The 24889-nt window shown below is 41.5% G+C and carries 16 protein-coding genes and 1 pseudogene; 8 read left to right on the top strand and 9 right to left on the bottom strand.

Annotated elements, in window-relative coordinates:
* Window positions 1-76 precede the first annotated feature (76 nt).
* The 4 genes from IPH84_11905 to IPH84_11890 all read left to right on the top strand — a co-directional run bounded on the left by IPH84_11905 (window position 77) and on the right by IPH84_11890 (window position 12462).
* Window positions 77-4927: a T9SS type A sorting domain-containing protein gene (locus IPH84_11905; protein ID MBK7173911.1), complete on the top strand. Its 4851-nt coding sequence runs from the start codon at window positions 77-79 to the stop codon at window positions 4925-4927.
* 290 nt (window positions 4928-5217) lie between these two features.
* A complete protein-coding gene (locus IPH84_11900; protein MBK7173910.1) occupies window positions 5218-8565 on the top strand; it encodes a hypothetical protein in 3348 nt (1115 codons plus the stop codon).
* A gap of 472 nt (window positions 8566-9037) precedes the next feature.
* Window positions 9038-11077, top strand: coding sequence for an agmatine deiminase family protein (locus IPH84_11895; GenBank protein MBK7173909.1), 2040 nt, complete (start codon window positions 9038-9040; stop codon window positions 11075-11077).
* Between the two features lie 92 nt (window positions 11078-11169).
* Complete coding sequence (locus tag IPH84_11890; protein ID MBK7173908.1) at window positions 11170-12462, top strand: MFS transporter; 1293 nt, start codon at window positions 11170-11172, stop codon at window positions 12460-12462.
* 454 nt (window positions 12463-12916) lie between these two features.
* On the opposite strand, the gene IPH84_11885 is transcribed toward IPH84_11890, so the two are convergent.
* A complete protein-coding gene (locus IPH84_11885) occupies window positions 12917-14200 on the bottom strand; it encodes a hypothetical protein (GenBank protein MBK7173907.1) in 1284 nt (427 codons plus the stop codon).
* A 27-nt stretch (window positions 14201-14227) separates the two neighbouring features.
* Window positions 14228-14944, bottom strand: coding sequence for a hypothetical protein (locus tag IPH84_11880; protein MBK7173906.1), 717 nt, complete (start codon window positions 14942-14944; stop codon window positions 14228-14230).
* 608 nt (window positions 14945-15552) lie between these two features.
* Here IPH84_11880 and IPH84_11875 point away from each other — a divergent pair.
* Entirely contained in the window at window positions 15553-16542 is a 990-nt protein-coding gene (locus IPH84_11875; GenBank protein MBK7173905.1) for a hypothetical protein, read from the top strand.
* Window positions 16543-16735: 193 nt separating this feature from the next.
* Here the strand turns inward: IPH84_11875 and polA are convergent.
* The 7 genes and pseudogenes from polA to IPH84_11840 all read right to left on the bottom strand — a co-directional run bounded on the left by polA (window position 16736) and on the right by IPH84_11840 (window position 22504).
* Window positions 16736-19517, bottom strand: a pseudogene (gene polA, locus IPH84_11870) (DNA polymerase I).
* Between the two features lie 193 nt (window positions 19518-19710).
* Window positions 19711-20142: a DUF3570 domain-containing protein gene (locus IPH84_11865; protein MBK7173904.1), complete on the bottom strand. Its 432-nt coding sequence runs from the start codon at window positions 20140-20142 to the stop codon at window positions 19711-19713.
* Window positions 20039-20524 (bottom strand): DUF3570 domain-containing protein, encoded by a 486-nt coding sequence (locus IPH84_11860; GenBank protein MBK7173903.1) that lies wholly within the window; start codon window positions 20522-20524, stop codon window positions 20039-20041. The genes IPH84_11865 and IPH84_11860 overlap by 104 nt, the downstream gene beginning before the upstream one ends.
* Entirely contained in the window at window positions 20488-20922 is a 435-nt protein-coding gene (locus IPH84_11855; protein ID MBK7173902.1) for a hypothetical protein, read from the bottom strand. The genes IPH84_11860 and IPH84_11855 overlap by 37 nt, the downstream gene beginning before the upstream one ends.
* 10 nt (window positions 20923-20932) lie before the next feature.
* Window positions 20933-21160 carry a DUF4266 domain-containing protein gene (locus tag IPH84_11850; protein MBK7173901.1) on the bottom strand — a complete coding sequence of 76 codons (228 nt, stop codon included), beginning with the start codon at window positions 21158-21160 and terminating at the stop codon, window positions 20933-20935.
* The gene (locus IPH84_11845; protein ID MBK7173900.1) at window positions 21141-22073 is read right to left on the bottom strand and encodes an FAD:protein FMN transferase; all 933 of its coding nucleotides are present in this window, start codon (window positions 22071-22073) and stop codon (window positions 21141-21143) included. The genes IPH84_11850 and IPH84_11845 overlap by 20 nt, the downstream gene beginning before the upstream one ends.
* Window positions 22070-22504, bottom strand: coding sequence for a hypothetical protein (locus IPH84_11840; GenBank protein ID MBK7173899.1), 435 nt, complete (start codon window positions 22502-22504; stop codon window positions 22070-22072). Before IPH84_11840 ends, IPH84_11845 begins: the two co-directional genes overlap by 4 nt.
* A 197-nt stretch (window positions 22505-22701) precedes the next feature.
* On the opposite strand from IPH84_11840, the gene IPH84_11835 reads away from it, so the two are divergent.
* The 3 genes from IPH84_11835 to IPH84_11825 form a co-directional block, all read left to right on the top strand.
* On the top strand, window positions 22702-23052 hold the full coding sequence (locus IPH84_11835) for a hypothetical protein (GenBank protein MBK7173898.1): 351 nt from the start codon (window positions 22702-22704) through the stop codon (window positions 23050-23052).
* 270 nt (window positions 23053-23322) lie between these two features.
* Window positions 23323-23916 (top strand): beta-lactamase family protein, encoded by a 594-nt coding sequence (locus IPH84_11830; protein ID MBK7173897.1) that lies wholly within the window; start codon window positions 23323-23325, stop codon window positions 23914-23916.
* Window positions 23917-24749: 833 nt separating this feature from the next.
* Window positions 24750-24889, top strand: a 140-nt coding sequence (locus IPH84_11825; GenBank protein ID MBK7173896.1) for a hypothetical protein, incomplete at its 3' end; no start/stop codon positions are given.

The following is a 24889-nucleotide window of genomic DNA, read 5'->3' as shown; positions in this document are numbered from 1 at the left end:
ATTTTTATATAATTTCGTGCTGTAATCTCTAACAAGTTTTCATCCTTCTTTTCTAACTTGTTCAAAAACAAACCACATGAACCTTAAGAAAACTACTTTTTCGAACCTCTTCCCAGGTTTGGTAATGATTTTGATCTTTTTGGCCCCATTCTTTTCGATGGCAGAAAAGGTTACCTATACCGATAGTTGGGGAAACCAGGGGATAACAATGCTTCAGCAGAGTGCCAATGGTGTTACTCTTAATTTTTCGGTAAAAGAATTCAATTTCCAGGAACGAATCATCAATGGTGAGTCGATGAAAGAGATTGAACTACCTGGAAATATCCTTCAGAATGATGAAGGAGCTCCTAATCTTCCATCCATCAGCAGGTATGTGGCTATCCCTTATGGGGCAACCGCTCATATAGAAATAACCGGTGTGAGGACACAAACTTTCCAGAATATTGAAGTGGCACCTGCACCCCGCATTCCTCTTGAAACAGAGAGAGGGCCGATGCAATACAATAAAAATATGAGCATTTATTCCAAAAATGCTTTCTTTCCAGCACAGCCGGTAATGATTTCCGGATCAAGGAAAATGAGGGGCGTGGATGTAGTTCTCATCAATTTTACCCCCTGGCAGTATAATCCTGTTACCAAGGAGTTGATCGTATATCGCGATATAAAGGTAAATGTAACTTTCACAGGTGGTTCTGGCGAATTTGGTGAAAACCGGCTTCGTAACCGTTATTGGGATCCTATTATCAAGGACAATATCCTGAACCCTGAAATTTTACCTGCAATAGATTATAATAAGCAAGCCGCAAGCCGCGCTGCCAGCGAAGATGTTGGCTTCGAATACCTGATCATTGTTCCGAATGATCCCATTTTCAAAAAATGGGCCGATACCATTAAAGCTTTCCGCACCGAACAAGGAATCCTGACCGGAATCGTTACCCTGCAGCAAGTAGGAGGGAATACTGCTACTATCATAGAGAATTATATCAATAATGCCTATAATACCTGGGATATACCGCCTGTTGCTGTTCTCCTTATGGCTGATTATGGAACTGATGCCACTAATAGTATTACTTCTCCTATCTGGGATAACTATTGTGTATCCGATAATATCTATGCAGATGTTGATAATGATGATATGCCTGAAATTGTCTTCGCTCGTATGACAGCAAACAATGACAACCAGCTGAAGATTATGGTTCAGAAGTTCAAAGGGTATGAAATGGAACCTCCAACTGATCCCGATTTTTATCTCAAACCAGTTACAGCTCTCGGTTGGCAGACAGAAAGATGGTTCCAGATTTGTTCGGAGGTGATTGGTGGATTCTGGAAAAATCAACTTGGGAAAGCTCCGGTTCGAATCAATGCCGTTTATGAGGGTAATCCAAATGTGGATTATTGGTCAACAGCAACCAATACAAATACGGTTGTTAATTATTTTGGGCCTAATGGTTTGGATTATATTCCTGCAACTCCCCAGGAATTAGGTGATTGGGATGGCGGTACAGCTACTGATGTCAATAATGCCCTGAATGCAGGTGCCTTTATTCTACAACACCGTGATCATGGAATGGAAACAGGATGGGGAGAACCTTCCTATACTAATTCCAGTATCAGCAACCTGACAAACGTGGGAAAACTCTCCTACATCATGTCAGTGAACTGTCTCACCGGTAAGTACAACTGGACCTCAGAGTGTTTTGCTGAAAAATTCCACAGGTATACCTACAACAACCAATTTGCCGGTGCTGTCGGGATCCTGGCTGCCTCAGAAACATCCTACTCTTTTGTGAACGATACCTACGTTTGGGGTTTCTATGATAATATGTGGCCTGATTTTATGCCTGCTTATGGCGCTATGTACGAACAACGCGGTGTATTGCCTGCTTTTGGAAACTGCGCGGGTAAATATTTCCTTCAACAATCTTCATGGCCATATAATACAGGGAATAAAGAGGTTACATACAATTTATTCCATCATCACGGAGATGCTTTCCTTACATTGTTTACTGAAGTCCCACAACAAATAAATGTCACCCATGCTCAGATCATGATCAGCAGTGCAACTACATTTGATGTTACAGCTGATGAAGGGGCTTTTATCGCTTTTACCTATAACGGACAAATTGTAGGAACAGGAACAGCAACCGGAGGCCCTGTTGCCATCCCAATCAGTTCTGTTCCCATTGGAGCAACTGTTAAAGTGGTTGCAACTATGCAGGATCATTACAGGCATTACTCCGAATTCCTGGTAATATCTCCCGAAGGTCCTTATGTTGTTACAGAATCCTACCTGGTGAATGACCCGAATGGAAATAACAATCAACATCTGGATACAGGTGAAGATGCTTTCCTCGCATTGGCAGAAAAAAACCTTGGGAATTCAGCTTCAGAAAATACAATCGTTAGTGTGCAATTGGTTGACCCATTCATCTCTTTCATAGATAATACTGAAGATTATGGTACTGTTCCTGCCCAGGAAATAAAAACAGTTGCCGATGGTTTCAGGGTGCAAATTGCTAATAATGTGCCTAATATGCATTCAGTAATTGCTACTGTTACCGCTACCAATGGCACTGATACCTGGACCAGTTATATGATGGTTGAGTGCTGGGCACCTACTCTGAATGTCGGAACCATCATTATTGATGATGCACAGGGTGGAAATGGAAATGGCCGCTTCGATGCCGGTGAAACAGTGGATGTGAAAATCAATACCAATAACACCGGGCTTTCAATGGCTCTGGATGCTATGAGCAGCCTGTCACTCACTTCCGGGTTCCTTACACTTAACAATTCATCCTTTACCCTTGGAAATATAAACCCACTTGGATCTGTGCAGGCTGTTTTTAATGTGACAGTGAACCCATTGGCTCCGGCCGGTTTACCTGTCGACCTGATCTATACAGTAACTTCCGGGGAATACTCTGCCGTTAAGACCTTTAATATGCAGGTCGGCCTTATCGTTGAAGATTGGGAAACAGGTGATTTCACTAAATTCCCATGGACTTCAGGAGGAAACCTGCCCTGGACCATTACTAATATGGGCCCATATGAAGGAAACTATTCAGCAAAATCGGGTACCATCAATAATTCATCGAGTTCACAGCTGATTATTCAATACAATGTTCCTACCAATGATAGCCTGCGGTTCACTTACAAAGTTTCAAGCGAAACAAGCAAGGATTTCCTGAAGTTCTATATTGATAATGTGTTGAAAGCTTCTTATACAGGAAATGTCAACTGGTCCAAAGCTGCGATCCCGGTTTCAGCCGGAAACCATACTTTCAAATGGGTTTATAGCAAAGATGGAACCGGAGTAGGTGGAAGTGACTGTGCATGGCTCGATTTCATTATCTTCCCTGTGCCCCTGATTACCACTTCTTATGCCGGGGCTGATGATTTTATCTGTGAAAGCGGAGTATATCAATGCCAGGGAAATGCTGCCAATTATTCCACTGTAGCCTGGACAACCACAGGTACAGGTACCTTTAGCAATCCTGCTATACTTGACCCTATTTATACACCCAGTGCTGCAGATATTACAGCAGGTAGTATTGTGCTTTCACTAAGCGTTACAGGCGTCTCTGGAAATTCTTCTGATGACATGACCCTTACCTTCCAGCAACCTCCTTATGCTTATGCCGGGCCCAACCAATCAGTATGCTATGGAGAAGGAGTATCATTAGCTGTTGCTATTGCCAACAATTCTACAAACCTTACATGGACCACCAGTGGAACGGGTACTTTTAATGATATCCATATCTTAAACCCAGTGTATATTCCTTCTGAACAGGATGCTATAACGGGTTCGGTTACACTTTCGCTGATAGCTTCCAACCAGGCTTGCGACCCTGCTGTATCAAGTATTGAACTATTGGTACACCCATTGCCTGCTCCAGTAATGACTGGCCTCAGTTCAGTGTGTGAATCCGGTCAGGATGTTATTTACAGTGTCCCGGCTACTTCAAATAGTTTCGAATGGAATGTAACAGGTGGAGAAATTGTTTCCGGTGCCGGAACCAACGAGATCCATGTAAACTGGGGTACAAGTGGAAACGGTATTGTTTCTGTGCTGGAATCAACACCATTTGATTGTTCATCATTAGCCGAAACTTCTGTGACAATCAATCCTTTGCCAACACCGGCAATTAACGGTGAAATGGCTCTCTGCTCCGGTAGTTCCAAGACCTACACTACTGCAGCTGTTACTGGACATACCTATACCTGGGATGCAGGAGGAGCAACCATTGTATCAGGTCAGAATACGAATGAAGTTACTATCAGTTGGGATGTACCGGGAACTTATAACCTGGTCCTGATGGAAAGTAATGACGCTACCTTATGCGAAAAATCAGCGACTGGAATTGTTGTTGTTTCTATGTTGCCCGTTATTCCAGCAATTCCACTTGGTGTTGCTGAAGTTGACCTATACAGCCTGGGAACTTCCGATTACAGCGTTACTGCTGTTGCTGGTAATGACTACACCTGGCAGGTGCTGCCCGCAGAAGCCGGAATCATCGCCGGAAACGGAGCCTCAGCCACTGTAACATGGAATGCAGATTATCGTGGTAATGCCACCATCAATGTAAAAACATCCAACGATTGCGGTGAAAGTTCATGGTCAGAATCCATTACCACAAGGGTCTTCAGTTCATTAGGACTGATAGAAACTCCAGGTAACATTGGAGTTGGAGTTACCCCCAATCCTAATAACGGTGATTTCAAACTTACAATTACCACTCCTGGCAAGGAAAATCTCAGCATAAGCATCCTGAATGCCTCAGGTATGAAGGTGTTTGAGAGGAATGATGTTGTATGTGATGGAAAATTCCAGGAGAATATGCACCTTAAACTAAGCGCAGGCAGTTATACATTAAAAGTGGAATCAAAAGAAGGAGCTGCTTCTTCAAGGTTTATCGTCAGGTAAAATTAAATATTTGACATTGATTTTTAGGGGAACCGGTCATACAAGGCCGGTTCCCCTTTTTTATTGGTTATAATATTGTTTAGAATCTTTACACATTATGAAATAATAGAAAAAATTGTTGATTTAGCCTATTACTTTTTGCTTATCTGACTATAAACGAATACATAGGCAAACAGTACACCAGGATGACATCCAGGATTACTCTCTTACTCTTCCTAGCTCTCTTACTCGTATACTCGTCAAGGGCTGTTTCTGCGAATTGGGTTCCCCTCGGGACCCCAAAAGCGGAGATGGCCCTTGTTCATTTTAATGGGAGTGCCAATGGAGGCCTTATTACGATTAGGTTTCAAGGCTTTAACCTTGAGCAAAAACTGATCAATGGGAAACAATTTGAAGTCCCTACCCTGGAAGGTGCTTTCCCAATGTTAAGAGAAGGATGTCCTGATGTTCCGAAAATTTCTACTTCCCTTCAGCTTCCCAGCTCAGGTTCATATTCCATCCAGATTATAAGTTCAAAGTATGAGGAGTTCAATGATATCGAAATTGCTCCTTCTGCCGGTAATATACTGCACGTTCCCGGGACTGATCAGGTTGTATTCAATGAATGTTACATGCAGGATGCTTTTTACCCGGGGAACTTTACTGAAACAGATCAGCCTTATATCAGCCGCGAAAAAAGGTGCCAGTCATTGCAGTTTTTCCCCTTCCAGTATAACCCGGTTACTAAGGTTTTAAGGGTATTCTACGAAATAGATGCCCGGATTTCCATCGATGGTAATCTGAATGACAATCCCCTTTCCATTGACGACCAGAACATAAAATCTATCCCCGGATTTCACTCTTCACTGCTGAACAGTTACTCCTATCCCTCTGTTAAATCAGGTCTTCAGACTTCTGAATCCGGAAGAATGCTGGTGATTTGTCCTGCCGAATTCAGCCAGGCGATGGAACCTTTTATTGATTGGAAACTTAAATGTGGTATCAGGGTGGAACTGGTGGATGCATCCCTATTTACAGATGCAACTCAACTGTCTGATTTTATAAAGAATTACTATTACGAAAAGGGGGATCTCGTTTATCTGCTACTTGTAGGGGATGCAGATAAAGTCCCGACCATTATGCTGCCTTATGGGGCTTCCGATAACTCATTTGCTTATATCGCTGGTAACGACCGGTATCCTGATATTTTAGTCGGAAGGTTTTCTGCCTCTTCTTCTGATGAAGTTGAAAGCATGGTCAAAAAGACAATTCAGTATGAATCTGATCCTGAGATTGGAAACGATTGGATCTCAAGGGTTACCGGTATTGCATCAACACTGAGCCCTGGTGATGACGGAGAAGCTGATTATCAGCATATCAGGAACCTTATGAAGGATCTCACTTCATTCACTTACACCCGCACCGATGAGTTTTTTGATGGGAGCCAGGGGGGCACAGATAAAGAGGAAGATCCTGAAACCTCAGAAGTTTTAAAAGCTTTTAACGAAGGAACCGGCTGTATTATCTATGCCGGTCATGGTTCCACTACAACATGGGCTACTGCTAAGATTACCCGGTCAGTGATCAGCATGATTGATAATCCCGGGATGTATCCATTTATTATTTCAGCAGCCTGTGAAACAGGGAATTTCGCCGGGGCATCCTGTTTGGCAGAAACCTGGATGAGGGCTTCAAAGGATAATGGGGAGCCACTGGGTGCAGTAGCATGCCTTATGGCATCAGGATCTCAGACTACCTATCCTCCTATGGAAGGGCAGGATGAAATGATCAGACAAATCACCCAGATTGGTTCAAATACCGGGGGACGCACTTTTGGCGGGATTGCCATTGCAGGTATGAACCGGATGAATAATATTTATGGAGATGCAGGGAAAGCAATTACAGATACATGGATTCTGTTTGGAGATCCTTCTTTACAGATTCGAACAGCTACCCCGACTCAGTTATCCGTTTCTCATGATGCTTTTATAGGCTACGGGAGATCATCTTTTTCATTAAAGACACCCGAAAAAAATGGAATTGCTTCACTTACAGCTCATGGAACCTTAATTGGGAACGCGATCCTCAGTGAAGGCTCAACTGTAATTCAGTTTTTTCAACCGATAGCTGATGATTCTGTTCTTCTTACTGTAACAGCATTCAATCAAATGCCTTATTCATGCATGATTCCGGTGATTAAACTACCTACTTCTATCAGTAACGCTTACCCGGTTAATCATAGTGAAAGAAACCCTATTTCAGCAACCATAAAATGGGATTCCGGATCAGGAGGTATCCCTGATCATTATGTTCTTTACCTCGGAACCGACAATCCCCCTACGAATCTTTTGAATGGAGTAGTATTGACTGATAATAGCTATCAGTTACCTTCCCACCTTAACTATGAGACAACTTATTACTGGCGTGTAGACGCAGTGAATGACTTTGGAACAGCGCCAGGTGAGATATTGGAATTTACAACCATTTATGGCCCGGATGAAGATTTTGAAAACTGGTCGGGAAGCGATATAAAATGGGAAGCTGCAGGTTCTGCGGGATGGCTGATTGATACAGAAACAGTCTTTAATGGACTGCAATCGGCAAGATCAGGTTTTATTTCTGATGGAGATTCTTCCTTTTTAATCTATCCGTGTATTGTTGAGTACTGTGATTTTGTAGGATTTTGGTCTAAGTTAAACACTGCCGGCGGGTATGGAAGGTTATTTTTCAGAATTGATGGACAGAATAAAATGGAGATCAGGGGCAATTCGGAATGGGAATATTCAACCTTTGATATTGAACCGGGACATCACTTGCTCGAATGGATTTTTGTGAGTTCTGATAATAATACTTCTCAAGCTTATGGTGCATGGCTGGATGATATAAGTTTACCCATTCACAGCCCAACACAATCCTATGCCGGAGAGGGGCAGGTTGTTTGTGCCGGACAGGAATTTCAACCGGAAGCCTGGGCTCTGAATTATAACAGTATTCAATGGGAAACCGATGGTGATGGGCAGTTTAATGATCCTTCACTGGTTTCCCCGTCATATGTTCCCGGCCCAATGGATATTGAACAGGGAGAAACCCGCCTTCGAATGCGAATCTCAGGTTTTGACCATTGCCAGGTGCAAACCCATGAAGTTCTTATATTTCCGGTTCCCTTACCAGGAATTCAGCTTCCTTCAGATACCGTTGTTATGCAAGGCAATTCTATGGTTTTGGATGCTACTTCATCCGATGCTTATGAATATCTCTGGCTTCCCGGGAATATAGCCACACCATCCATTCAGGTAGATTCGGCAGGCGCGGAGAGAGGGACTAAAACACTTACCCTAAGAGTAACCAATATGCAGGGATGTTCTGTGGAGAAAACATTACGTATCTATTTCCCTGAAGAAAACAGTGGCCCTGTATTTAATGTATTTCCAAACCCATGCAAAGGGAAGTTTTCCCTGGAATCAGAAAATGGTGCCACCCGGTTAAGTTCCATTTACCTGGTAAACCTGGCAGGAAAAAAGATTTGGGAACAACAGGAAGATCAGGAGATTATCAACCGGAAAGAGTTTGTTCTGCCGGAATTGCCTTCTTCAGTATATTACCTGATAACGGAAAATGAAAGTGGCCGGTTTGTAGTCCCATTATCTATACAGAAATAACCTCTTTTACAAGCATAAGGCTTAACAAAAATTATCAAAATTTTATTAGTCGGGTAAAATAAAAATTCAGGAATGTATAAACAAAAAAACACCCTGCCGGATAAGCAGGGTGTTCAGTTTTAACCAAATGCCCTGAAGAAGTTTGTAGAATTTTTCATTCAGGGAACACTGACCGGAAGTAGGTTATCTTCTCGGTCTGTACCAAAAACCCATGCGAAGATACATAACAAATATGCCGAATCGTGAAAAAGATAAAAATATTTTTTAAAATGTGCTTTTTTTCTTTGGTAATGTTTCATGAAGTTTGTGTAAATAAATTTAGTAGTTTGATAACCAACAAGTTAATAATTTTAAAATAAAATTCCTTTATTGTTATTATTCTAACAATAATCATAAAAACACTCCCAAATCGCTTAGTTTTATTCGATACTTTTGGGCTTAGAATTCCAACCACTGTTTAATCCGACTCATTATGAAACCAATCTTCCGGGTTTTTGCTTACTTACTCTTAACAATATTGACTAACAGTGCTTTCGCTCAGGAAGCTGATCCCAACAATGGCTTAAAACATTGGATGACCCCGGAGGAAGCTTCCAGGCGCGATCAGATCGGAAGGGCATTTGTTGAAACTGATCCACCAACAGGTTTAATTAGAAATGTAGAAGAATTTGGTCCTACTGAAAGTGTGCTGATCCGTTATCCTTTTGGAATACCCATGAGCCTTATCAAAGAGATGGCTAAAGACAATAAGGTGATCACTATTGTTGCAAGTTCTGCACAACAGACAACCGTTAATTCTCAATATCAGTCAAATGGTGTTAATACCGCAAACTGTTCTTACCTTATTGCAAATACGGATAGCTACTGGACAAGGGACTACGGCCCATGGTTCGTGACTTATGGAGACCTGCAGACTGGTATCGTTGATTTCCCATATAATCGTCCAAGGCCTAATGACGATGAAATCCCTAAAAAAGTAGCACAATTGCTGGGAATTGAATGGTTCGGAATGAACGTGATCCATACCGGGGGAAATTATATGACAGATGGATCTCATCATTCTTCATCTACTACCCTTGTTTGGGAAGAAAACCCCTCTCAAACCCATGAGCAGATTGCTGAAAAAATGCTGAATTACCTGGGAATTGATAATTATATGGTACAGGAAGATCCCAACGGTACTTATATTGATCACATCGACTGTTGGGGTAAGTTTCTCGGGCCTGATAAGGTCCTGATCCGTAAAGTTCCGATCAGTCACCCACAGTATGATGAGATCGAAGCTACCGCAGCTTTCTATGCTTCACAACTCTCTTCCTATGGTACTCCATATCGGGTTTTCAGGGTAAATACCCCTAATGATGAACCCTATACAAACTCTTACATCATGAATAATAAGGTGTTTGTCCCTTTCCTGGGCACTTCAAATGATGCAGGTGCTTTGCTTGCTTATCAGCAGGCCATGCCGGGTTACCAGATCACAGGCTACCTGGCATTACCTTCTGCCTCCTGGGAATCGACAGATGCACTTCATTGCCGCACGCATGAAATGTCCGACCGGGGCATGCTCTACATCGACCACCTTCCACTTCATGGTAGCCTTCCGGCTCAGCAGGGCTTTACAATCAATGCAGATATAACCGCCTACTCCCAGCAAGCAGTGTATAGCGATTCAGTATGGCTGATCTATAAGGTTGATAATTCTCCCTATGATACGCTTCCCATGGTGAATACGAGTGCTAATCATTACTCTGCCTTGATTCCCGGACAAATAGAAGGTAGTACGGTTGCCTACTATATTCATGCAGAAGATGCCTCAGGAAGAAGTGCAAATCATCCTTTCATCGGTGCTCCGGATCCTCATGTTTTTGAGATTGCTGTTTCTAATCCGCCGGCACTGCTGATAGCTCCTGATACCCTGTATTTTGAAACTGTTGAGGATATTGTTAATGGAATAACAGTATATGTGAACAACTATTCCACCCAGTCCATTTCCATTAATCAGATTAATAAAACCGGAACAGGGCCGCTCCAATGGTATATCGATCCATGGGCCCTTGAACTTCCCTACATACAACCTTCAGGTGAAACTCTTGAACTACTGGTAAAAATTGCTATCCCTGTTGGGAAGACAGAATGGATATGTGATTCATTGCTAATGCAGACCGATTTTGATTCTTATCGGGTGATGATTTGTGCTGATCCTTATCTCTTATCCGGAATTCAAAATAAAAAGGAACTCAGTTCTTTAAATGTATACCCAAATCCTGCATCACAATCGGCTAATTTCACCTTTTTAGTAGAAAACCCAGCACCAGCTCAACTGGAAATAATGACCATTGATGGAAAGCTAACAAAGAAGATCACAAAAACGATTACTTCATCAGGAATGCAAACTATTAACTGGATGCTGGATGATAACGAAGGTAAACCGGTCATCAGGGGGCTCTATTTCTATCGGTTAACAGTAGGTCAGCAATCCATTTCAGGAAAAATTTCCGTGAACCGTTAGTCATTTCCCTCCGTAATATTAGGTATTTGTTATCTTAGACACATGATAATTTAATACCTTCTGTTTTGATAAGTAGAAAAGAAGTTCAGGCCATCCAAAAGGGTGATCCGAAAATTGTCCGGGCCTGGGTCATGTATGATTGGGCCAACTCCGTCTATCAGTTAACAATAGCTTCTGCTATTTTCCCGATTTATTATAATTCTGTGACCCGCAATGGCAACGATTTCACTGTCTCCTTCTTTGGAGCTGAAGTTGTCAATACGGTGCTCTATTCCTGGTCAATAGCCGCAGCCTATCTGATTGTAGCCATAGGTTCACCACTCTTCTCTTCCATGGCCGATTTTACAGGCCGAAGAAAAGGATTTATGAGGGCTTTTACCCTTATTGGAGCAGCTGCTTGTGGTATGCTTTTCTTTTTCGACAGGGAACATGTTGAACTGGGAATCATTGCCTTTGCCATGGGAACCATTGGGTATGGAGGAAGCATTGTTTTCTATAATTCCTTTTTACCGGTAATTGCTGAACCCAAAGACCAGGATCGCATCAGTGCCAGGGGGTATTCAATGGGATATCTTGGTGGAGTGGTGTTGCTTATCATTAACCTGGTCATGATCTTGATGCCTGAATTTTTTGGATTTGATAAGGATTCCAGTTACCCGGCCAGGATATCCTTTCTCACTGTTTTTGTCTGGTGGATTGGATTCTCCAGCCTGACCTTCAGAAAACTTCCCAAATATACCTTCCGGAAACGGATCCAAAGGGCCAGCGTATTTACCAATGGCTACCGGGAACTTCGTGTGGTGTTCAACCAGGTAAGGAAATCCTATAAACTGAGTGTTTACCTGATTGGCTTTTTCTTCATGATGATGGGGACCCTCACTACCATGTTCATGGCTGCTACTTACGGAGAGAAAGAGTTGGGTTTGAAGGACGATATACTGATTGCAACCATACTGGTAATCCAGCTCATCGGAATGTTCGGAGCCTGGTCTTTTGCAAGGTTGTCGGAGAAAATTGGCAATCTGAAAGCTTTGATTATTTCAGTTATCGCATGGATGTTCATCTGTATATTTGCTTATACCATCACCGGAACCATCGGATTCCTGGTAGCAGCCTTCTTCATCGGTATTGTTATGGGAGGCTCACAGGCACTCGCAAGGTCAACATATTCCAAAATGTTGCCTGAAACAACGGATCATACTTCCTATTTTAGTTTCTATGATGTAATGGAAAAACTTGCCACTGTAGCCGGCACTTTTAGTTTTGGTATCATAGAAGCATTAACCGGAAGTATGAGGTATTCTGTACTTGCCATCACTATATTCTTTGCCATTGGATTGTTCTTCCTGCTGCTCCTGCTTCGAAAGAAGGAAGCTGTTGTCTGATTCCCGCTCTTTGATCAAAAGGCCTGATTCATACAATAGTTTTAAACACAATAGACACAATAGTTCACAATAGAAAGGCACAATAGGCACAATAGGCAATACAAGGAAATCCCTATTGTCCTGATTTCTGATGGTCTGTTAGTCGACAATCCATATTCAAGAGCATTTTGATTAACGATTGAAGATCAACGAATTTGGAATTGAGAAGTAAGACACTAATAAGGGAATAAGGTTTAAATCCTTAAATAACCCTTTGCTACTAAGGTTTACTAAAGAAGAAGGTTGGTTTTTGGATTTATACCAATCTGTTTCCAATTAGGAAGAAATTGCAACCGCACTAATCGTTCAGAAGTTAGGAGATTCTCCGTACTTGCCATCACTATATTCTTTGCGTTAAAAAAAGCCTGAAATTGTCATCCCAGGCTTTTCTATTAATAAACCAGAATCAGTTTCTCTAATCTCCTATGGTAATTTTACTCAATAATTGCAGGTTTGAAATGTCACTGTAATCATATTGGTAGATACCATCTTCAGCCATCAGGATAAGGATACCATTCCAGGGAATAACATCAGTTGCCTTGATATCGCCAAAGGTATGAAGGAGGTGTTCATCAATCCGAAGCGGATCAGTGGCATCATATACTTTCAATCCGGCAGAGCCATCGCAGACAAAGAGTTTCTTATTATCGATACCTACTCCATAGGGCTCAGTCATGGCATAACTTTTCACCAGCTGAGGGCTTGTCATCACATGAAGGTCAACCACGTCCATTGCATTCTGGAAGTTCCCGCAATTGTTGCCGGCCCTCATCGTAATATAAGCATAATGATCCTGCACCACCACCGGGTCGCAGCTCTGGAAGTGATTAAATTGGGTCACAAAGCCCGGATTGGCCGGGTTATCAAGGGAATAAACCAACATACCTGTCTGAGTGCCGATATAGAGGTTTGAACCTTCAATAAATACAGTTTCCACCATTCTTTGCATTTCGATCTTATTCCCTGCAACCGGTGCTGTCGGCTGGGTAATATCAATAACCTGCATATCTGTCTGGTTTAATCCATAGAAATGATCCCCATAAATTATGAATCTCGCCAGGGATCCTCCAACTCCAATGGTTTGCATTCCTGAAGAACTTGCACCGATGCTTTCTGAAAATACATTTAGACCTTTATCATAATAGTAATAGCGATAACTGCCTCCTTCTGGTAGTTCTTCGGTTACAGATTTAACCTCCCAACCGGTGATTACTCCTTTTTCCTCATCAATCCCATAAATAGGATAGCTGAAATCAACCTCCGGAATTGTATAAGGGAAAATATTCTCAATCCTTGCTATTTCAGTCGGATTGTTGATATCCCTGATATTAATGACCACCAGGTCGACATAACTATCGGCATACAGGAAACTGCCATTTACAGCAAGATCCACATTCCCGGGAATATCAATAAATCCAAGATTCTGGGGTGCTGATGGATTAGAATTGTCAAAAATATGTATGCCTTTATATTTCTCATTTACAAAGAGATACTGGTCTTTAATATAAATTTTTCCGGGTACTGAAACCTCTGAAGCAGATTTGAGTTTTACGGAAGCCCTCATCTCTTCATAGGACATATATGTTGGAACGAATGCTGTATAGGTTCTTTTTTCTACCATGGTATCCTTGCAGGAAAGCAAGCCAGCAAGCATCATCAGGACTAAAGAAGCAAACAGCTGGAATCGGATGGTTTTCATGATATAAGGTGTTAGTATTGTTAAGGATTAAAAGAGGAGGCCTAAGGAGACAGTGATCCTGTTCAGACCATCAATTCTCTCATCAATCTGCGAATTATTGCCAGAATACCAATATTGATAAGTGGTAACAGTGCGAAGTTTCTGGTAACGGTATCCCACAGCAAAAATGAGTGAAATATGTTCGGAAATCGATTTTTGAATTCCTCCTCCTACAGCAGCCAAAATGCCTCCTTTATATTCAACATGACTGTAGTCATTTACCTGGGCTTCAGAAAGCGGGAAACTGTAGCCAAAACGACTAAAAAGGTAAGGAGAGAAATTTCCCTTAAATATTTTATACCTGAAATCTCCATAAACAGGGAGAACCTGGTATTCAAAAAACTCTACTCCGGTGCCGACACCTGCGGAACCCCATGAACAAAACTTATAGGCAGAAGCGATCGTAAATCCTGCAGAATTAGTACTGCCACCAAGAAAACTGATTTCAGTAGCTAATTGTATAGGCAGTTTTGAAGGTTTCGCGGTTTTTTCAATCTTCAGAATTTCAGTCCTGGGTAAGACCAGTTGATTATTACCAATTATCTTAACCTTAATGGAGTTAGTTTCAGGCATATCAGTTACTTCTCCATACAATATGCTTCCATTCTTCAGATATACAACATCATTACCCTCAGCTTGCGCAACAAGTAAGCATGGTGAAAGAAATAAGAATGAAGTGATGATACAAAATAAAAGAGGTTTCATTTCCCGGGGGTTAATTGATCATAGATCAATTAAAGATGGGGGTTTATTCAAAGAAAAGGTTGTATGTAAAGATTTTTTATTTTGCTTGTCAGGGTAAAACCGTTTAGGATTGTCTTATATATGAACTATACTTCAGATAACTCAGCCGAAAATATAGTCATATATTACTCATATGAATTTATTATTGTCTGATTATTACTGATGGTGAGAGTGAAGGAAAAGTCTTGCTTTTGAATAAGATAGCAGGAAATTAAGATCAAGGTTGATTAATGTAGATGGCTTTACAAACAGATGTAAAGCCATTTTTTTTAAGGAATAGAATTCACATATACTGATTTATCATTATCTTTATATATACCGATGTTGTATTATTGTGCGAATCTTTTCCACCTGGATTCCCGGTATGACTGAATCTGCGAACAAATTGCGCTGGTCAAAGACTTTTCCAAAGTAATCTGTCTGACCACTTAGGGCATTTTATCAGGCGATTCTGTAGGAATGATGTAATCATTGCAAAATTCAATACTATTTAAGTTCGATTTTAATTAATAACCCTTTACCAGAGATCATTAGATACTTTTATCTGCAAACTCAATTATTTACTAAGGATGCCAACTATAAAACCTGTCCCCGGAATTACAATAACCAAAAACTTCGCACTAAGGATAACGGTTATTTATATCATCCTAGGTGTGTTATGGATTGTTTTTTCCGACAAATTCATGTTTATACTCTTTGAAGATACACATACCCTGAACCTTGTTTCCACTTATAAAGGATGGTTTTATGTTCTTTTTACCGGATGGCTTCTTTTCTTACTGATACAACAGGAGTTGAGAAAACGAAATGCCATCCAGAAGCAATTGACTGAAGCCAGGAACAAAGCAGAAGAGTCAGAAAAACTTAAAACGGCTTTTCTTAATAATATCTCCCATGAAGTAAGGACTCCTCTAAATGCGATCCTTGGATTTTCAGAGCTCATCGTAAATCCTGATCTTACTGATGATCAGAAAGAAACCTTCTCCGGTTTTATTAAAAGAGGCACCTCTGACCTGGTAGATACCATTGAGGATATCCTTATTGTTTCCAGTATCCAGGTAGGTCAGGTAAAGGTTGAAATAAGCGGGGATAATGTAAATCAACTGTCTCGGTCAATCATTGAATATCATGGGGCCCAGTTAAAGAATCAGGATAAAAAGAAGGATATCAAAATGCATTTCCATTCAGAACTTGAAGATGGAGATTCCTTTTTAAAAACAGATTTCAGGCACCTGAAGCAAATCCTGAATAAGTTGATAGGGAATGCTATCAAGTTTACAGATAAAGGAAGTATCGAATTATTTATAAAAAGAAAATCTGAAACAGAATTACTTTTTGAGGTACATGATACCGGCTGTGGCATCCCTGTTTCAAAGAAGGATGTTGTTTTTAATCCTTTCAGACAGGCTGAGGAGAATAGCCTGAACCGTAAAACAGGTGGATCTGGACTTGGGCTTTCTATTGCTAAAGGTTTGGTTGAACTGATGTCCGGACAGCTCTGGTTCGAATCAGAGGAAGGGAAAGGAAGCCGTTTTTATTTTACAATTAAAGAGAACTGAGTTTAAAGTGCCGGGTGCCGGGTGCTGAGTGCTGTGTGCCCCGAAGGGGAGCCTTTGGCTTTTGGTGATGGGTATTAAATTCCAAATCCCAAGTCCCATTCGCCAGGATGGCGGACCAAAGTCAAAAATCTAAAATCCGCAATCCGCAATCCGAAATCAAACATCAGACATCAGACATCCGACATTCCCCATTCTAGTGAGCTTCCAGCCAATTCACCCCGGTACTCATTTCTACTTCAATGGGAACCTCCATACTTAATGCAGAAGTCATGAGAGAATGAACAATAGGCTGAACGATTTCCACTTCAGTTTTATGTACATCGAAAATCAATTCGTTATGAACCTGCATAATCATCTTACTTTTCAGGTTCTTTCTATTGAATTCATCAAAGATGCTGATCATGGCAATCTTGATCATATCCGTCGCTGATCCCTGAATAGGTGCATTAATAGCATTTCGTTCAGCAAACTTACGCATCACCCCATTACCCGAATTGATATCCCGGATATATCTCCTTCTGCCACAGAGCGTTTCAACATATTCCTTTTCCCTGGCCAGTTTAATAGTAGAATCCATATAGATTTTAATCCCCGGAAATTTCAGGAAATACTGTTCGATGATTTCTGCTGCTTCTTTCCTTGGGATGCCAAGGTTTTCACTCAAACCAAAGGCTGAAATACCATAAATTATCCCGAAATTCACACTCTTTGCATTTCGCCTTTGATCCCGACTCACTTCTTCGGGACTGATTCCATAAATGTTAGCAGCAGTTGCTGTATGAATATCCATCCCTTTCCTGAAAGCTTCAATCATAGCTTCATCTTTACTCATGGAGGCAATGATCCTAAGTTCGATCTGAGAATAGTCTGCAGATAGTAAAGTGTATTCCTCATTGCGTGGGACGAATGCTTTCCTGATTTCCCGGCCTCTTTCTGTCCGGATGGGGATATTCTGCAGGTTAGGATTATTGGAACTCAGTCGCCCGGTAGCTGCCACAGCCTGGTTGTAAGAAGTGTGAACCCGGCCTGTCTTTGTATTCACCAGCGAGGGGAGGGAATCCACATAGGTAGATTTTAGTTTGGTAAGTGAACGATAATCAAGGACGGTCTGTACTATTGGGTGTTTATGAGCGAGTTTGGCTAAAACATCTTCTGCGGTTGAATATTGCTTGCGGCGGTTTTTAGCATTCTCACTGATTTTTAAGCGATCAAAGAGTACCTCCCCAATTGCCGGGGTGACTGGATATTGAAACTGCTTCCTGCCATTTCCATATCTGGGTCTGATTTCATTAATTTCAACGCCAAGCTGGATTGAAAATTCTGCGAGGGCTTTAGAATCAAGCCTGACACCTTCCTGTTCAATGGAAGCCAGAACAGGAACCAAAGGCATTTCGATCTCATCAAAAAGTTTCCTGGTAGAAGTGTTGTCAAGCCTGGGTTCAAAAACACTGCGCAGTTGCAGGGTAATATCAGCATCTTCTGCAGCATACTCCTTAACCTGATCTATAGGTACCTGCCGCATATCCAGCTGTCCTTTCCCCTTTTTTCCAATAAGGGTTTCGATGCTCACCGGTTTATATTTCAGGTAGGTTTCGGAAAGCAAATCCATATTATGACGCATATCCGGTTCAAGGAGGTAATGGGCAAGCATGGTATCAAAGAGTTTTCCCTTCACCTGAATGCCGTAATTAGCGAGCATCTGCATATCAAACTTCATATTCTGCCCGGTCTTCCCAATATTTGCATCTTCAAAAACAGGTTTGAACTTATTTAAAAGATCAATGGCTTTATTTCGTTCTGATGGTACCGGGACATACCAGCCTTTAGTGGCTTCTGTCGAAAAGGAGAGCCCAACAATTTCTGAGTTGATAATATCAAGGCCTGTAGTCTCAGAATCAAAACAGAAGGAGGGAACTGATTGTAAAGTTTTGATTAGAGCATCAATCTGTTCTGCTGTTTCAGCCAGGATATATTCGTGGTGCAGAGTACTCTCAATATTCTGATAGCCTGAAGACAGGCCTGCATCTTCAGGGTCCATCTCACTGAATAGATCTTGAGTGCCGGAAGAGGCCTGTGATTTAGCCAGTTTTTTTTTTTCGGTGCAGGCAGAGCCCCACTCCCTCCAAGGGATAGGTCGGTCAAGACTCTTTGTGCCAGCTGTCTGAATTCCAGTTCTTCAAACAAAACTTTCAGCTCATCCACATTGGGAGGATCAAGATGAAGCTTTTCCTCATTGAATTCGATAGGTACATCAAGGATGATGGTTGCCAGCTCTTTCGACATTATGCCCTTTTCTTTCCCGGCTTCTACTTTTGCACGGATATTATCACTCTTGATTTTATCCACATTGGCAAGAACACCTTCCAGGGATTCGAATTCCTTGAGTAGATTCCTGGCACCCACTTCACCGATGCCAGGAATGCCTGGGATATTATCTGCAGAATCCCCATAATTCCAAGCTATCAATGACCTGCAATGGATTTTTTGATGCCAAACTTCTCACAGACTTCCGCCGGACCCATAATCACCGGTTTTTCACCACCTTTGGCAGGCTTATACATGAATACATTCTCACTTACCAACTGCCCAAAATCCTTATCAGGAGTAACCATATATACCGTAAAACCGGCTTGTTCAGCTTCCTTGGCAAGTGTGCCAATTACATCATCAGCCTCATATCCGTCAACATAAAGAGTAGGGATATTAAAGCCATGGATTAGTTGCTTGATATAGGGAATAGAAAGGGCCAGGTCTTCAGGCATCTTTTCTCTGTTTGCTTTGTATTCAATATAACCTTCATGGCGTGCAGTTGGGGCAATGGTATCAAAGGCAACACCAATGTGGGTTGGTTTCTCGTTTTTCAACAATTCTAAAAGAGTGTTGGCAAATCCAAGGATAGCGGATGTATTAAGTCCCTTCGAATTGAAACGGGGAGTGCGTTGCATGGCAAAAAAGGCACGATATATCAATGCCATGCCATCAAGGAGGAATAATTTCTTCACGGTAGTTACTTTAAAATAAAGGTTAAAAGTAGGGAAATCCGGTGAACTCCGGTTTATAAAAACCCCACTCAACAGAACAAAGCAAGCTCTGCAAAGTTGAATGTTGCTTAATAATGAGGAAAGAAAATTAACTGGAAGACAACAGGTACAATAGTTATGAAGCGTCTCACCGATTACTTCTCTTGTTACGATACTTTGAGGTTTGGAATGTAATTGAGAAGAAATGTGCTTTCAGTGAATCAGAGCGGATCATATAATTATACCGGATAACCATAGAGTTGAAAATATTTTGCTTAAACAAGTGCTTTTGTGGGCTAATCCTCATTCCCAGTCCTGCCGTGAAAGTATTCAGGTTGGAAAGGTCAAAATCGGAGGTATAAAAGTTTTCCAGGCTGTTATGTTCCTTATACCCGGAAAAATACCTCGATCCTTTCTGCAGATAGAGCCTGATGCCGGGCATTATTGCATAAGTTGGATTGAGTTTTAAAATGGTTTCATTTTCGATGGAAAGAGCTCGTATCCCGAAGTTGTCGCTGTAGGTATTCAGATGATTTTTGATAATGGTGGCTCCCCTGTAAAAAGTATTCCAGCGTAGCAATAGCTGCACCCAACCGCTGATGGGGCAGCTTTTCCACAACCACTGAATCGTTGGAAAAGTAAACCCTGTGAAAGGGAGTGGAAAGAAGTCCTCTCTGTAAGGAAATCTCAGGATAAACACCTGCTGTATTCCGCTTATTAATGATTTGAGTAATTCCCAAATTCATTGACATGGAATGCCGGCGATAATGAGTGAACCATTCCCTGTAGCGCAATTCCTGCGGATACACCAATCTGACCGGCCGTCTGTAATCGGGGTTCAATCGTCCCCATCGTAAGTCATCATTATGATACTGAAGTTCTAAGGCATATTCTCTTTGATGTTTCTCATCCGATTGACTAATGCCTAAATTCCCCGAAACAGAAAGATAATCGCTTTCCATAGAAAGCTCATTTCCGGCATGAATACTGATTCCTTTTTCCGGGAGTTTCTTGAAAAGTCCCAGTGAATATAGTTTCTGGCATCCCTCCTGGAAGCAGAGGAAACCACAAAATCAATTTTGTCAGTAGAAGCAGAGGTAATAATATCGGAACCCAGCTTTATCGTCAGGGTATTCTTTCCTGTGATTGTCCTTATTTTAAGTGAAGGACCGTAAACACTCAGTTTTTCAGTACCAATGCCACCGGTAACGGCAGAATGGTTCCCATCCTGCATGTATTGACCATACAACCATTCAATTTCAGTTTTTCGCTGCTGAAGGGCAGTGTCGCGGGCAGTCTGAGCCTTTGCCAGGAAATTCAGAAATGCAAGACTTCCGACGAGTATGTATTTGATCTTCATTTTCCTGTTATTACCTGCAACCGCAACCACCGCTGGAGACCTGCGAACCGGCAGGGCGTCCGCTTTCCCTGATTGAATGAATATAGTTACCGAATTGTTGTCCGGCATCTGCCTCCATCTGCATATCAGGATCATTTACATAAATGCGCTCATAAGGCTTAAGACTGACACATGATGATAATATCAGTAAAACCAAACCGATTAGAAACAAAACATACTTAACAAGGAATCTCTTCATAAACAAGATTATTGGAGAAATGAACCTGTTGTTTATCATCAATCATGATACAATGTGTGTGTGGTAGTTGATTGATAAAGCTCATACCCTTATCAATGCCTTTAACATATACCGCTGTGGCAAGCGCATCTGAAAGCTCTGCCTTTGGTGAAAAAACAGTCACACTTTGAATCCCGGTCAGCGGCATCCCGGTTAAAGGATTGAGGTTATGAGAATACCTGGTGTTCCTGTATATAAAGTGCTGCTCGTAATCGCCAGATGTGGCAGCTGAGGCATTATGGAGAGGAATCTGCATCAATACCTGGTGTTTGTCAACCGGATTGGCTATCCCTATTTTCCATGGTGAACCATCATGCCTGGAGCCAAAAGCATTCAGATCACCGCTGGCGTTAATAAATCCAGATTTTACCCCTTTATTCAGCCATAATTGTTTCACCCGATCAGAAGCATAGCCCTTTCCAATGGCAGAAAAACTGACTTGTACTCCCGGATGACTGAAACTAATAGAATTGCTTTCCTTATGTAGTTCAATTTTTTGAAATCCAACCTTTTCAAGTGTTTCATTGATCAGCTTCCTGGATGGCATGGTGAATGCTTCATTCCTGAATGAATAAAGTTTTTTAAGAGGGCTGACGGTGATATCAAAGCAGCCTTCTGTCAGCCTGGAAATACCCAGGCATCGTTCAATAAGGGCAAAGCATTCCGGGTCGATGGCGAGTGGGGAATTCCCCTGGTAATGGTTTATTGCAGAGGTTGCTGAAGCAGGGAGGAATTCGGAAAGCAGGTTTTCAATGCGCCGGATTTCATTAAGTCCTTCTTCCAGCATCAACTGTGCAAAGTCCTCTTGATCATCTGCTACCATCAATTCGAAAGCAGAACCCATCATTTTGCATTTTACACCAAACTCTTTCATCGCAATAATTCTGAAACCTGAATGATCTGTTGTGCCAGTTCATCAGCACTTTGATTGGTATATTGTATCTTTTTGAATAGTAATGTATCAGCCCTTGAAATGATAAGTGAAGGGAATTGTCCGTCGAAGGAAAAATCCTCAGCTGTTTTTTGGTTTACCTGTATCATTGCCTGAGGAAGCTTTTTACGTTGGGGAAAATCGAACCTTTCAATATGAATGGATGCTGATTCTAGTTTGTATTGAAACAGACTATCACTCAGAATGTTCTTTTCCAATCGTCTGCAGTTAGGACACCAGTCGGATCCTTCAAAAATAAGAAGCCTGAAAGAATATGTATCCCTTTCAATAAATCCCTGGCTTGTTCCCAGAAAAATTAAAAGGAAAAAAATCCTGATCAGGTTTTTAATTCGGTGAAAAAAATATGGTTCCATTGATTCAAAGATAATGGATATGTCCAATCATGCAAAATCTTGAATATGAATTTCAGGACAATTAAAGAAAGTTAAGGTTGAAATATCGTATCTTTATATTAGGACTTTGATTCTTTTACTTCAAAAAAAGGTTATATCAAGAATGAGTATAGGAAATCTGAAGATATCATTAGCGTAATCATTTAATAAAGTGCATGATGAAGAAAAAAATACTCTTGTGTATGATGTTTTTCTTACCGATGCTTATTCAGGCTCAATTTATGCATCAAGCCCCGGTAGGTGTTGCTCTTTTTAATAATGCTACACTTCTACCTCCTGCATCATTTACTGCTATTTTTAATCAGCCGTTTCATCCGGGAATCTCGGTAAGTTATGAGTTCGGATGGAAAAAGAAAGAATACAGCAAATGGTTCCAGGATGCATCCCTGGGATTTTTCAACCATCGGTATGCCTACAAGGCAATTCTCCTCGTTTCGAAAGCCGGCAATAGAAAAACTTCGGGCACCTGTCCATGGAGGCATCTGTCCATGCCGGGTATATGCATATGATACTAAATATCTGACCGACTGGTGAAAAACGATGACGGCACTTATGAAGCCAAAGGATTTGGCCGGCCCCAGTTTGTGACCGGTGCCGGGCTGACTAAGGGGTTATAATCTTGGTGACAGGGAGTTGGGCCGTCGTATTTTTCTCACCTATGATGTCAGGCTGCAGATGCCTTTTGTAAAAAGTTATGTTCCAATATTGCCTAATGGAATTGTTGCATTAGGGTATCAATTCAGGATTGATTAATTAACCCATTTAATTCAAATTAAGCGATGAATCGATTCAGTTTTATCATATTCATATTGTTATTTTGCGCTACTGTTGTTACTTCCTGCAGAAAGGATGAAGTAAAGCGGCTTTCAACCATCGATTGCCCGATACAGGACAATCCTGATTTTAAGGCTAACCCGAAATCTGATCAGTACCAGGCTTTAATCGATGAATATGTCGGTAAAGGCCTCCCCGGAGTGATCCTTTTGATCAAGGAACCGGAAGGGTTCTACATTGGGGCGTCGGGAATGGCAGATATAAAAGAAGGAGTAAAAATGCAACCCTGCCATGTCTCGAAGATTTGTAGTATCACAAAATTCATGATAGGGGTATCAATTATGAGGATGCAGGAAAAGGGCCAGTTGTCACTGGATGATCCTATAAGTAAATATATCCCTCAGAATACCCTTGATCAGATTGAAAACTGCGATCAGAATATTACCATCCGTAACTTAATGAACCATACGTCGGGCATCTATGATGTAATCAATGACCAGGGTTTTTACCTCCGTGTATTGAACATCCCTTCGAGACGACCAGGAGGATCTGCTGAAATATGTATTGAAGCCGGCCTTATTCAGTTTCAATCCCGCTGATACTGCAGGATATTCTAACAGCAATTATGTATTACCGGGAGTATGACTCAAGGAAGAAGCCTCCGGGAAACCGTAAGATCAGGTCCCGGCAGAAGTCATCGATTTCTGGGCTGACGATTCCTATTATTTCTGGCACGACCCCTTTGCCTGAAGACCGGATCGCCAGGCTATTACGACCTTTATAATAACGGTAACTCGAAAACCTGACCAATTGGAATACTGGAAGTGGAATGCTTATGGAGGCGCTTATTCTACAGTTTGGGATATGTACTCTGTTTGCAAATGCACTCTTTGTTCAGAAAGCCTGTTAAATGATGGACTTTGACTCCAATGCTGCAATTCCACCACAACATTGAATCGCGTAAACACCTTGGGGTGTCTTGCTAACAAGACTTTATCGACATTGGAACACCAAACCGATTTCGTATGTGAAGCTACCGGGGAGGGACCTGTCATAGTGCTGACCTGTTTTATTTCCCCTCACGATGTTGGGTAATGTCACTAATTGCAAACTATGGAACGGATGGCGACACTCCCTTAAAGTCCGTTTTTAATGAAATGCGCGATAAAATGCCGTGTTAATCACTCAGCCATAAAGTATTCTTTCTTCTGCCTTTAAGTTAAGGAACCTGTCGATTGTTTTCGGGAATACAACTGAATGTCATTTATTAAACCATCTCTATGTTAATAGATTATTCATTGCCTTCGTTTACCTGTATCTCCTGGTGCTGTTAGGCATTGCAATTTTGATTACTCGCTGGCTTGCAGTTAAAGTACTCCGGTAACTGCTGTGGCAACCATGGTAGTTTTTTTGATGACCCTGTTCATCAGGAATGAAACTGCTTAGCTTCCTGATGAATGAATGGGTGGACATAATCCTGCATAAGGTGAATCCTGACACAAAAAATCTTTCTGCCCGGTGGTTTGCTATTTGCAGCGATAGGGTTATTGATCCTGAAACTTACCTGAAACT

The organism is Bacteroidales bacterium (genome assembly GCA_016707785.1).
GTDB lineage: Bacteria > Bacteroidota > Bacteroidia > Bacteroidales > UBA4417 > UBA4417.
This window is presented reverse-complemented; position numbering and strand designations above follow the sequence as displayed.

Coding starts and splice junctions, on each gene's coding strand:
- IPH84_11905 (MBK7173911.1), top strand. CDS start 77: ATGAACCTTAAGAAAACTACTTTTTCGAACCTCTTCCCAGGTTTGGTA.
- IPH84_11900 (MBK7173910.1), top strand. CDS start 5,218: ATGGCCCTTGTTCATTTTAATGGGAGTGCCAATGGAGGCCTTATTACG.
- IPH84_11895 (MBK7173909.1), top strand. CDS start 9,038: ATGAAACCAATCTTCCGGGTTTTTGCTTACTTACTCTTAACAATATTG.
- IPH84_11885 (MBK7173907.1), bottom strand. CDS start 14,200: ATGAAAACCATCCGATTCCAGCTGTTTGCTTCTTTAGTCCTGATGATG.
- IPH84_11880 (MBK7173906.1), bottom strand. CDS start 14,944: ATGAAACCTCTTTTATTTTGTATCATCACTTCATTCTTATTTCTTTCA.
- IPH84_11875 (MBK7173905.1), top strand. CDS start 15,553: ATGCCAACTATAAAACCTGTCCCCGGAATTACAATAACCAAAAACTTC.
- IPH84_11860 (MBK7173903.1), bottom strand. CDS start 20,524: ATGGAAAGCGATTATCTTTCTGTTTCGGGGAATTTAGGCATTAGTCAA.
- IPH84_11855 (MBK7173902.1), bottom strand. CDS start 20,922: ATGAAGATCAAATACATACTCGTCGGAAGTCTTGCATTTCTGAATTTC.
- IPH84_11850 (MBK7173901.1), bottom strand. CDS start 21,160: ATGAAGAGATTCCTTGTTAAGTATGTTTTGTTTCTAATCGGTTTGGTT.
- IPH84_11845 (MBK7173900.1), bottom strand. CDS start 22,073: ATGAAAGAGTTTGGTGTAAAATGCAAAATGATGGGTTCTGCTTTCGAA.
- IPH84_11840 (MBK7173899.1), bottom strand. CDS start 22,504: ATGGAACCATATTTTTTTCACCGAATTAAAAACCTGATCAGGATTTTT.
- IPH84_11835 (MBK7173898.1), top strand. CDS start 22,702: ATGAAGAAAAAAATACTCTTGTGTATGATGTTTTTCTTACCGATGCTT.
- IPH84_11830 (MBK7173897.1), top strand. CDS start 23,323: ATGAATCGATTCAGTTTTATCATATTCATATTGTTATTTTGCGCTACT.